2 protein-coding genes (1 of these 2 cut by a window edge) are annotated in these 12,907 nt (G+C 49.5%); both read right to left on the bottom strand.

Annotated features, from left to right (window positions below; all coding sequences use genetic code 11):
* Window positions 1–9,363 carry the 5' portion of a TcdA/TcdB catalytic glycosyltransferase domain-containing protein gene (locus tag ACO6V5_RS09615; RefSeq protein ID WP_422442353.1) on the bottom strand. The gene continues 14,544 nt to the left of window position 1, outside the view, so 9,363 of the gene's 23,907 nt are visible here — the first part of the coding sequence; the start codon lies at window positions 9,361–9,363; its stop codon lies off the left edge, out of view.
* Window positions 9,296–12,907 (bottom strand): hypothetical protein, encoded by a 3,612-nt coding sequence (locus ACO6V5_RS09610; RefSeq protein ID WP_422133272.1) that lies wholly within the window; start codon window positions 12,905–12,907, stop codon window positions 9,296–9,298. Before ACO6V5_RS09610 ends, ACO6V5_RS09615 begins: the two co-directional genes overlap by 68 nt.

Genomic DNA, 12,907 nt, shown 5'->3' with positions numbered 1-12,907 from the left:
CAGAGAAAGCTTGTGGGTGTCCAGTTCATCCAGAGACAACGGGGCCGATAGCCATTGCAATCCCGGCTGACCTTCGGCACCAAGCCATTTCTGAGTCGTCAATGGTGAGCCATTGACCTTTGTCGGGCTCTCGCGCCTTGTGCTGTCCGATCCGGCAGGTCTGGGTACAGTGTCGGTTATCTTTTCAAGGATGATCCGGCCCGATGCGCTGTCTTTTATCACCGTCCCGATGTCGGTAAGCTGCACCAGGGGAGCAGGCCCCGTTTGCACCTTGCTGTTACTGTCTTGGGGGGCTTGCTGGTCTGGCAAAATGGCCAGTGTCAGTCCTTTGCTCAGGCCATAACTGCGGCCAGTGATGATTGCCGATAACCCCCAGGTCGCCCGCAATGCTTTTTGGGCCTGCCTGAGCACTGCGACATCGGGATGGTTTAACAGGGCTATGGCGAACAGCTTTCCTATGGAAACCGCTTTACGGTGTTCAGGCAGCGAGTCTTTTGTACCCACTGTCAGGGTCAGCGGATTGTTATTCAGGCGACTCTGGTACGAGTGCCATTGAGCGTTAAAGACAATCGTTATTTCCTGAAACACACGACTCAGAGAGATTCCGTACCCGGACAGTATCTCCTCCGATTTAAGCACCGGTACAATAAAAGCTTTACCTTCATCAGCAGGAAACAAGTCCAGGATTGTATAAAACTCAATGGGCAGAAAAAGCTCTGCCAGCTGTTTCCAGGGGGCCAGATTGTCAGTGGTTGTTAAAGGAAGCCGTTGACCCTCGCTTGCCCGCTGAAAATCCACCGAGACTATTTTTGGCAACTGCATTTTTTGCAACTGCGCCAGAGTGTCCCAGGCTGAACCTGACGGCCCGCCGGTTATTGCCCTTAGATTGGCAGTCAGCAGCAACCGGGCCACTTTGTCCTGTTGGATTGTGTCCTGGGTTTCCTGCAGACGGTTGACGAAGGTGCGGATTACATGCTTGAGCCTGGCGTGGCTGAGTTGACCCAGACGGTCGAGGATGGACTGCTTCACCCAGCGCTGGTAATCCGGAGTTTCGGTTTCAGATTTGACCAGGAATTGGGCTTTTGTTAAAAAAACCCCGTCAATCTCCGGGTCTGCTCCCAGTAACCCCGGGGTTTGAACGGACTTTATAATCGAAATCGTGTAGGGCTCGGGAGGGGAAAAAGCCATGTTTTCGAGATTGGGCCAGAGTTTTCGAACCTCCATGGTACCGAGGAAATGGTTTTGACCCTCGTCATCGACATAGTAAGTGACATCATGTCTTGAGAGTGGACTTATGACATCTATGTAACCCAGCTTCGGTCCTTTGTTCTCGCCTTGGGGTAATTCGAAATAATCTGAGAGATCACCAGGGGGGATAACCATCTTTCCATGTTCGACACGATGATCCAACAGGTCGGTGAACAGCAATTTTAACCTGACTTGCAATCGCTGTTTGGGAACCTTCCACGCCCTGCCAAGCCCTTCAGCCTCAGATCCCACTGTGGCCAGTTTATTGACCGTTTCCTGCAGCAACGAAGTAAAGGCCTGCCAGCTGTAATCCCGGATGGCTGACTTAAGTTGGGCGGCCTCCGAATCAGAGATAACAGTCATTAAAAAATCAGCGGTACCCAGTCTCAGTAATCCTCTTATTTTATTGATAGGGGTACCTGGAATATTCATTTTCCCCCTCATAAAACTGTCGGTTGAACTGTCTAATGCCTGCTTGTACAAATGCATGGTAAACATGGATTTCAGCAAGTCAGAATTCAGATTCAGTCTTTCTGAAATGACAGAGGCCTTATACTGGCACCAATGAAAAACTTTCCTTAATATGTCTTTTGTCTTTGAGACAAAAAGATTGGGAATATAGGAGGTTATATCCCCAATCAAACCAAGATCGACTCCAATATTGACATGAATACGATAAGGCGGTATCTGTGCTTCTGCCGCTATCGCTGCCTCCATCATGTCAGGCAGCAATGAAACTTGACTGTTTCTATATTCATCAAGGGTGTGCAACCTGAAATCTTCTAAATTACCTCTGGGGTTATTGCCAAGTAGCTCGTCATTATAAGCCCTAACTAAATCGCCTACGGTATAACCACCCTCAGGTATTTTTGTTAAAACAGAGACCATTGTCTTGGTCGCATGAAATAAAGCTGAGGATTCACTGAGATAAGCCGAGAGCGGTTTGGGTCCGGTAATGATTTCAATGATAGAGCGACCCTCATGGAGATCAGTAGACAGGAGCATATTAGGATAATCAGGGTTAAGAACCTCATCATCATTGAATCGAGTCGATGCCAGCATTTCCCTCGCGTCAGCACCCACACGTGTGATGAGATTCTCTATTTCAAGGCCGATCCGTCCTCTATAATCGTCCCGACGTGTCTCTGGAGTTTTGCTCTTTTTTTGTAATCCCTTAATGCCAAGTTCAGGCAGAATTCTTTTTCGAATAGTTTCAAAATCGCTGCTGAAACCTTTCAGCCGATTTGATGCAACAATATAACCTGCTATCAGGCCTGATCTTGAGAAAGTTTGATAGTGTCCAACCAGCATTTTGTCTTCGGTGAAATACTGGCCCGGATCCACTTTCAGGATACAACCGGTATTATCAACCAGAACCGGCTGTGGCGTTTCTGTAGCGGATGGATCGGGAGGAGTAATGACCAGTAAGAGCCGGACAGAGTCGGGTATTTTGGCCTGGTCGAAGCCTGTCCCGAAAGATCCATCAATAACGCCCTGATTCACCAGAGCCCGGAGATCACCAAAGACCTGGCTCTGATCCTCTGCCAGGATGTCGGAAAAAGCCTTGAATTCAGAGGTGGTTCTGAGCAATCGAAGGGTTTTGATAATCTCATTGCGTAATGAAAACAGTTGTTTGGAAGGAGTATTGTTTTCTGGATCATTGTTTTTGAGAACATTGTTTTCAAGAGCATTGTTTTCAAGAGCATTGTTTTCAAGAGCATTGTTTTCAAGAACATGTTTGATAAACCGGGCAGAGAACAAGATCGCGATCTTCGAAACCGAACCCTTATCGCCATAGGAATCCGGTGTCACTTCACTAATAATTCCGGGGCTGTTCTCCTTTATTTCACTGCTATAGACGTCCGTGTCATGAGAAAACGTTTTGCCTGACGAGCTTTCAATATTAGCCAGATCTGCAAATAACCTATTCTTTTTTCTGGCGGATAAACCAGATCTGGCTATTCGTTGTTTTAACATCTGGTAATCCGGGTCCTGCAACTGCAGTGCAGACCTCAGTTGTGAATCCCGCATCTGTTTCCAGAACTCTGCGTGTACTTTAACCAGACCTTCTGAAAAAGTACAAACAGAGCCCACCGGGGCTCTTGCAAGGTGACGAATAACGTTTCTGACCGAACGGGAGAGATTTCCTTCCTCAAACAATACCTCCAGTGCCTGCCGGAAATCATCTACAGTACCCTCGGCAAACTTAAGCCCATGGTCATTGCTATCAAGGACCAGTTCACGATAAAGCGGGTCGCCGGGATCCGGTAACCGCCGCATTGTCATACTGTTGTCAAAGCCGAACTCACCAAGAGGATCACTATAGAATTGTGTTTGCCATATCTCCGAAGCACTGTTGAGAATGAATGGGTTTGCCCCAATTAACCGCAGTTGCAGGAATAGAGCCATTCCGTAGGATTGGGTCATCACCCGGGCCAGGTCGGCATCAGACGAATAATGCTCTACATCCTTCAATCCAATCTGGAGGAAAGGCCCGGCTATTTCCCAATCCAGGACAATTACCCGACTGTCCGCGAGCAATCGGTCTTGTTCCGGGCGAACACTAATGGGCACCCTTCTTGCGACAAAACCAGTCTCTATCTCCCATTTGCGCCAGGCCAAAAGGGCATCGGCGAATTCATTAGGTTTACTGAAATAACCAAGCAAAGGCTTCAGCCTATCTGGGGTTCCATCCAGTTTCGACAGCTCACGCAGCTGAGAGCGATAGGCTCTGTGCTGGACGGTCGAGAAAAAAAAGGGTGAACGAGCCCCCATGGTGGTTTGCGAGGTCAAACGCTGATGCTTGTCGACAGACATCAAACCGTCGAGAAAAACCTTGCGATGACGGTTTCCTGAAGGTGGGAGCTCGACGATGAAGACCCTTTCGTCGGGGGCCAGGGCGAGTAATTCTGCGATCAGTAACCTCTCCTGGTGATCGGGTTTCTGATCAGTGTCCAGAGCTTTTTCTGCGTTGGTCACCAGACGAAGCAACAGTCTTCGTATCAGGCTTCGCAGAGCATCAGGCTCCGAGTCCATGTTAATGACTTCGTTGGCCAGTGTGACTACATCAGCCAACGGCAGTTGGTCTATTTTTTCATCAAGCTGCTGTCCTACCAGGGAGTCTGAGTGTTGGGTATAGGCTGACTCAATGGTATTGATCAGTGTCTGGGCATCACGCGATCCAAGCGGACCAGAGGACTGAAGCATAGACAGGATATTGCGCAGATTATCCGGAAAAGCCAGGCTCCTGGTCTCTGGCAAGTCCACCAGAACATAAGTTTCACCCGAAAGGTCGGTGACAACAGGCAGGTACTTGTTGTGTTTGTCGCTATCAAAAGCCTCACCACTGGCCAGAGACACAGGATCAGTAGAACTGAGAGCGCCATCAGGATCGTGCTTCAGCCTTTTGTTAATCCCAAGGGAAAGGCTTGCTTGCAGCGACTTTCTCTGTTCGCTCCTTTTTCTGGCGTTCAGTCTCAGTACTTTTTTGTCTGCTTGGTCCGTCAGATAGTGACCCAGCAAATTTTTCAGAGACTTGATATACCAATCGCTCAAGTCGGAAAAGTGAGTTTGTGACCGTCGGACCGAGAGGGCAAGCAGGTCATCTTTTTCGAATACTGAAGCTATCAGGTCAGGGCTGGAGATCTGGAACGGGTCTATGTCATTGCCACCAGGTGCGACAATGTCCTGCAAAGACCCAAGCAACAGGCGAGTAAACAATGCTGTCATCGCATTGGATGGCGGGTTTGTGACTTTCCGGGCCAGTTGATACCCCGCCTGCTGGGTCCGGAAAAAATTCTCCCGGGCAAAGGGATCGCCATAGGCCACCAGACCCACCCCGGAAAACGGGTCACCGATTGAGTCTGCGCGGACAAAGGCGCTCATCTGACGTTTTTCTTGTGGCTGAAGCTCTTTTGAAGCCCCGGCCTGGGCAACAGGGAGTTCGACATCGGCAGTCGGCAAAGGCATCAACCGGTAAGGAGAAAGGTTATCACCGGTGTTTTGATAGAGTCGACGGTTGTAATCCTCAATCAGATCGGAGAGTTTCTGCCTGCCATTGTTTTCGATAATCGCTTCAAGCAGTAAACGTTTGGCTTGTTGGAAATCAGGGTCACTCTCTTTACCCAGACGAACATAATCCCTGCCGGTGGGCAAAACGGGCAAATTCCGGAGTTTTTTCACCACCCCTTCTGCAACCGGGAGCTGGCGGGTTATTAACTGCCCCCGGTCGTCTTTCTCAAGCACCAGTTTGACGCGATGGTCTGACTGTGACCACAGCGGATCGCCGTTGGCGGGCAGCACACCCGTCCATTTGCGCCCCAACTCATCCACCGCTACCAGAGCGTTACGAACCGTGATTCGACGTGTCCGGATTTCACCAAACAGTGCTCTGGCGAAAGCCTCCACAGGGTAATGCTCGCCGCTGGCATTAGCGCCACAGCCCACCAGACTGACAGTTTTGACAAAGCGCCCGCCGGTTATGCGCTCAAGCACTTTGGCCAGTTGCACAACCGTCTTCCCGCCCAGAAGAAACTTTTCAGAACCGGCCTTAGCCCCCTGAACCTGTCTGCCATGGCCAACTACAATAATGCGGGTGGCATCTTTAAGAAAATCAGCTTGCAATGCCTCAAGCTTAATGTCGTGGCCTGTCTGTGGGTCGTACAGGGAACCATAAGAATCCAGAACTATATGGCGGCTGAAATCGGGCTGGTATTTGTTTGCCAGATATAAGCTGGCTGTGGTTTCAATGTCATTGTCGCCCAGCTGAAGAATGACCTGGTTTGTATAATGGCTGTCTTGCTCAGCGTTCAGGGCATAACGCTCGGTTTTATCCGTTCTGGGTAACCAGCTACTAGGGCATTCATCAGTACTGCAACTGATTAAATTAATCTGTGCTAATGGATTGATTTCCATGAAAAGGTCTTTTACTTCAAGATCAACAAGGTCTTTTTTTGAAAAAAAATCAGACAAATAATTCTGGGAGACTTCTAAAAATCCTCGGGACCCTGATATGGACATCGTCGATTTAGCCTGGTGCAATATTCCATCTTTCCGGTAATCAAAAAAACTGTAGGCGACTCTCTGATCAATATTCAATTCCCTGGCGATTGATTTTGCAGTTTTGTCTATATCTGTCTTAGCAGCGTTTAATGGCTTATCGATATTTAAACGTTCAATTAATTTATAACGTCTTATAATTCTTTTCTTAACTGCGTCAAGAGCCTCACTGTCAGGTGGCGCGATAATCAAGTTGTTGTTGATCTTTGCTTTTTCTTTGTAGATTAATTTTATTTCCACTGAACCAGGAATAACCCTGAGCGAATCTTGAAAGACAAAAAGGGGTTTTTCGCCGTGGTTGGCTATGGCTTCTTCAATGCCCTTAATAAGATCAGGGTATTCTTCCTTTATTCTGTCATAGTATTTCTCTTGTTCCGGATCAGGTGTCCGGCCAAAAAACAGCTGTTCCGGCCCTTTCTGGCCAAAATACTTAATGATTGCATGGTTAACGGGGTAATCCGGACCGATCCGACGGTCTCCAAAGGGAAAAAAATCCGGAAATCTAAGGTGTTTAAACAATTCCTTGTTAAAAGCAGGTAGTATATCAACGTCCAAATAGACACCCCCTCCTTCCTTATCTTTGGCAAGTACTTCCACTCTTGCCAAATCTGCTGCAGCGGCCAAAATCCCCCTTAGTGCAAGTTCTTTGATGTACCATTCTTTCAGGCTGGCTTTATTGCCTGTCGGCCAGAGTTGATTGATGTCTGCCAGCTTGAATTCACCGGATTCAGGGCTGCTCCTGAGCTTGGCCAGCTCGTCGCTGAACGCCTTCATTTGCTTCAGACTGTCTGTTCGTATTTTTTCTAATTCGCTTTCATCCATACCCAAATGGTTGACTAAAAACGCCTTTGCCATTTCGTCAAAGGATTTACCCTGGGCGATGCCGTTTTTTATAGTGCTATAGGCCAGATCTTGCAGTTGATTTAAACGTTTCACAAATTCATTCCTGGCATTTTCTTTTTTCAGGAATGATTCGGGTACTTTCTCAGCGGCAACAGACTCACGTATTTCCCGGGCCAATATGGGCGCTAAAAACGCTTGCGGATCGTACCAGAGCGTCATAGACCAGGCGGGAATCTGTGAAACCCAGATCTTGAGACAGTCTTCAACACCTTTTTTAAGAGGCCCAATCCAGATAGTGTTAAGCTCTTTCGGTACCTCGACCAAAGCATCCAGCAGGTACTGCTTTATTGTGGCGTCCAGCAGGGAGACGGCTGCTTCACCCATAAACGTTTTGGGCAGGTTTTCCTGCATCCGATAGACAAGGGCGTATTTTTGAAGGGGCGTTCCCTCTGGGCGAAGTTGGTCAAATTGGTCAATTTTTTTCTCCAGCGATGCTAAATTATCCGAACCAAGAGTACCCAGATGGGGCTTCAGGCTGTGCTTGAACATCGCCAGAGTCGGCATGGCATCATCGGGATTGACGGGCCCCAGCAACCCGCTGTTGTCTGACAATACAGAAGACAACTGCCGCATTCCAGCGGCACTTTCAGCAAGCAGGTTTTTTTCAGACAAGCGTTCGACTCTGGCGTCCCCCTCATTCATGCGAAGCGCTTTCAGCTTGTCAGACCTGTCGGCCAGCGACCAGGTCACCAGACCCGTGTCTCCAAGCAGGCCAACCCACAGACGCCCCCAGATATCCACTCTCAAAAGACCGTCACGGGCAGTCACTGCCTGGGTTTTTGTTGCTTTCAGGGTCTCTCTCAGGTATTGGCTGACAAGCCCGTCGTGATCAATGCCTGAGCCAACCAGGTTAATGGTTTTAACAGGAGTATCTGCAATCAATTCATTGATTGTTTTTGACAGGTCTGACGCGGTTTGCCCGCTCAGGGTAAATTTCCCATTGCTGGACTGACCCGCACCGACCACATGAATTCGGCTATCTCCGTCCAGAAATTTACCAATATCGGCAGTATTAATCCTTGCGCCTGTCTCTCCATCTGACCAATAACTGTTCTTATTGACCAGCCAACGGATTGAGTTATAACTAACTCTCGTTGGTTCGCGGTTTTTATATTTGTCAAACAGGTAATGGCTGGCCTTGCTAATCGGGTTAGCATCGCCAGACTCCATCTGGAGAACCAGTTGTTGGCTGTATTGGCCAGGCTTTTGCGGATCCGTGTCTATATAACGCCGGATATCGTTTTCCTGGTCCCGGACAGCTGCCGCTGCGCTGGAAATGGTAAAGTGTTCTCTGGCTGAAAATTGCAGAACATCCAGTAAAGCTTCGTAGCCTGCCGTCCAACTCATGGCAAACTTGCTTTCCCTCAATGCCTCATCGCCATTCAGGATTTGATAGCCTTTCCCAAACTTCTGTATCCCTCTGAGTCGGTAATAAACCAATGCCGCAGCAGCATCCTTTGTTTGGGTTAAAACCGCTTCTTTTCGTTTGGCATCATTCCAATTTGTCAAACTGGACAATTCCAGCCGACTAATATCTTCATGTTGTAATAAGAGCCTGCTTTGAGCAAACTCAATGGTTGGGTTGCCTGGTGCCGCCGCGAAAAATAAACCCGGATTTTTTTCTGATGGCACACAGGCCTGATAGGGCATGACTTGAATTTTTTCCAAAGGCTTAAACAGTTGCGAGGGATCAGCACTCGCCAGACGCTGTTCGATGTCGCTCTTCAACCCGGGGTATTTTTCACCGAACCAGGCGATATCGTCTGCAACCTTCTGTTCAATGTCAGGAGCCTGATCGTCAGGAAGGAATTCTTTGCCGAGCCGCTGGATGACCAACTGTGTCTGTACTGCCTTTACCCTGTCCCAATCTGTTTTGCTGACGCCTGAATAATCAACATCCTTGAAAAGATCCTCATTCAATGCCGGCGAAAGCGACGTATCAGAATAAACACCGCCGAGGGTGGCCATCACCCTCATTTTCACCAGTGCCTCAGCCGCAGGCTGATGGCCACGCAACCCCAGTTCCCTGTAATAGTCCTCTTCAGTCTCCTTACCATCTTCCCCGTAGGCAGCGGTCCAGACCTTATTAAGATCGATGAGGGAAAACTTCGCCTGTGGGTAAGAAAACTCTATCTGCCGTGCAAATTCCTGCAAGGATTTCTGCATTTGGGATTTTTTTTTTGTCAAGGTCCGCCTTGTATTTGAGGTGGCCTGTCAGAAAATTCTTCACCGCCTGATCAAACGGCTGGCCCCGTTCTATTTTTGGCTTTATGGCTTTCCAGGCCTCATCCTGTAACTTCATCAGGTCTTTCAGTAAACCCGATTCAAAATCAGAGGGATTACCGGGATTGGTTTGACCGGCCAATTTACGGGTCATTGACTCTTTAAGGGCTTCGGCAAGCACACCGGCGAGCATTGCATTGGGGTCATACCAAAGATTTATTTTTAAACCGGACTCTGAATTGGCCAAAATCCATGACCGGATACGCTTCAGTTCGTCATCGGTTGGGTTAACGCTGACAAAATGCAGCTGTGGAGGGACTGGCTTCAGATTACTTTCTAACCAGCGCCGGATGTTGGTAGCCAGTTTCGCAAATTTTACGCCGGTTGCCTGTGGGTGATTCACGATCAGGGCGGTGAGTTTTTCGTAGATTTTCAACGCCGAAACAAAGGTTGATTGTGCATTCACATGGCGATAACGATCAAACACCATAAAAGACGAGAACAGGTCTTCAAAACGTTTGTTCAAGTCTGCGTTCAAGATCCGTTGATACTGTAATAACGGCTCAAATTCCATATGGAACGTCTTGGCGTCAGGAATCAGTTTATCAATTAATTTCAAGTCTGAACCTGCCACAGGATCAGAATCGGAACGGCGAACCCTTTGTACTTTTGCCGGTCTTGTGACTGCCGGATAGCGGTGCCGCAGGGAAGGTGGCAGAAGACTGTCATCTGCGGTCATAGTGCCAATGGCAGCCAGTTGCAGACGATAAGTACCGTTCCTGTCAGGCTCTGCCGTCAGTTCCAGATGACGTCCCAGGGAGCCGCGTCCGGTCACTGCCAGACGCACAGATTTTCTACTGTCTGTCTCTGTCGTTTGATTAAACCTTACCTCAACGGAAAGGGTGTCTTTGACCATCATCTGACGGGGGTTCACTACCGGTAACGGCAGTTTGTCCTGTCCGGGATAGTGCCGTGGCAAACCAAGCTCAGTACGAATCCGGTTTTTGGTCGCATTGATATTTTCTTCTGGTGCCAGCCCAAGCGCCAGCCGTAATGCCTCCCCCAGTTGGTAAAAGAACGAAAGATGGCCTGCCAGCCATCCGGAACCGTAGGGCAGGTTCCCCTCATCCGGATCAAAAGGGATAAGCGTGAAGGTGCCGTTATTGACTGTCTGGTTAATGGGTGCAAGGTCTGTCCCATTATTCGGGGCAAGATCATGGACAGTGTCATTTTCCGCACCATGATCGATGGGCAGGTAGGGCAGTGGGCCGGACTGACTGCCGGGGAACGCACCATTGCGATCGGGGATAATCAAGCTGACATACTCCCCGGGGATCGTCCTGTTGCGCTCATCGGGGTGGACCTTAAATATACCTTGGTCGTGTATGTCGCCAAGGGTGTCAGGTCTTATCGGGGTCGTTACGTTGCCCGACAGCATTCGTAACGCGTCGGTATTGTTCAACCGGTGTCTGAACAGGTCGCTGGCATCCACCAGTTGCCGCAGGTCACTGGCGAGGGTCTGATTACCGGAACTGGCCAGATAGTCCGGTGTCAGGTAAACCCCTATCCAGTCACCCAGAGCCTTGAGGGTAAGGAATCTGCCCCGAACGCTGCTGGTGGTGTCGTTAAAGAGCGGCGCCTGTTCCGGCTCCAACAGGCCATCGTATTCATCCTGTTGTGCTTCGTCATTTTTCTTCAGGCGCTGAAGGTTTGCCAGAGCCGTATTGTTGGGATCTCGGGCGATCAGCCAGTCCAGACTGTCATCGAGCGCCCTGCGGAAAAACCATTGTTCACTGCGCAACGGTTGTTCGTCGTAAACGGTTTCGATGGCCTTGAGCAAATCCGCCATTTCCCCGCCTGTACGGTTACTCTCCGCTGACGCTTGCCAGTCTCCCATAACGCTGGCAAGTGCTGGCGCCAGCCCGTCACCCTGATAAAGTTCCCGGACGGCATCAACAAAGTCTTCGGCTGTGCCGCCACGTTTCCTGAGGTCATGGCGTTGGCCTGACATCAGTCGCTGGTATAGATCACCGGACTCTGGTGGCCATTGCCGGGCCTGGTAACGTTCATCAAGCCCATAATGCGGTTGCAGTGCTTTCAGCCTGTTGTCAGTGATTCCCCAGAGCTGTTCAATACCGGCCACAGCCACGGCATTGTCGGTCAGGGTTTTTCGCCATGCAGGTACCAACAGGGATGACAGTCCGTGTCCAAGAGCCTCGTCAGAGTGCCGGGAAAGATCGGCGGCTCCCAGACGAATCAGTGGCTGACTGTCGTTTGTGAAGGTTGCGTCACTGTCAATAAATAATCGGTCGGACTCTGCCTTGATAAGAGGGACCTTGTGATCCGGGCCACCCGGATCACTGGCAATCTGCAGTCCGTGAAGAAAGGTCAGCAATTGCCGGTTAAAACCACCGTATAGAAACAGTCCTGCCAATTTCTTGAGGTCAAAAACCAGCCGCTGGAGCGTTTGTGCCGGATCTTTGTAACCGAGTGAATGGTAGCCTTCCACATCAAGGGTGATGTCGGCCAGTCGCAGTGGCGGAGCGGCGTCGCCCTGGGGGTATACCCTGATGCCTATTTCTGTTCCGTTAGCCCGGGTGCGGTAACCATCGCCAAAAGCAGGGCAGGCTATTGTCTCGTCGATGCGCAAAAGAGGCGCGACGGGTGTGAAAGGAGAAAAACTGTCAGGCACTGGTCTGGTAACATTGCCTGTTGGACGGATCTCCTCACTTTTGAGCCAGGCAAGTGTTTGACCAAGATCGTTTTTAGAATGCCAGTGTCTGGCTTGCAGTTGGGCACTTAGAGGAGTTGGCGGCTTCCCAGGATTTTTTGGGGCATTGAACAGATCAGGAAGCAAAGACTCCAGCCAATAGAGTGAAACCGGTGATACTTTCTGATTCAACCATTTGGCAGCCAGGGTTTCAGAGATAAAGTCGAGCTGTGTTTGCGTGGCTATAGCGGAAACCACGTCATCAGTCTGGCTGATGGGAGACGGGATTAAACCGCCACCATTTTCTGTGGAACCATTCTGACGTGCCTGAAATTCTGACCAGAAGTTATTGGGGTCACAGGCTTCATAAACGACCATTGCCATATTTTTCAGCAACGTGGCAACGAGTTGGTCAGCTCCGAGCGATTGCCCGATTAACAATGTAACGCCATCGTCGTCATAAAAGATATTCTGACCCGGCAAATCAGAGTCAGACAGGATAATACTGATATTCCGATGTAAATAGTGGGGAAAAAAACCGGACTGCTCGATTAACCAGAAGGCTCTGTCAATGGCTGTCCTGACCGTGCTGATGTGTGCTGGCGTGGCAAAGGCTGATCCGGGGCTGGCCTGATCCGTTGACAGTCTGATGCTAAAAATATCGGTATTAACAATGGCCGGGTAAAACCAGCCATCGCTGGTCTTGAACCACTGTCTTTTGGGAGTAGGATTGAGAGGGTTTGTATCAGTTAGATTGGCGGGCAT

It is taken from the genome of Endozoicomonas sp. ALD068 (assembly GCF_049310145.1).
Classification (GTDB): Bacteria; Pseudomonadota; Gammaproteobacteria; order Pseudomonadales; family Endozoicomonadaceae; genus Endozoicomonas_A.
This window is presented reverse-complemented; position numbering and strand designations above follow the sequence as displayed.

Excerpts from the sequence above, each read along its gene's own strand:
- ACO6V5_RS09610 (WP_422133272.1), bottom strand. The coding sequence starts at position 12,907 with ATGCCCGCCAATCTAACTGATACAAACCCTCTCAATCCTACTCCCAAA.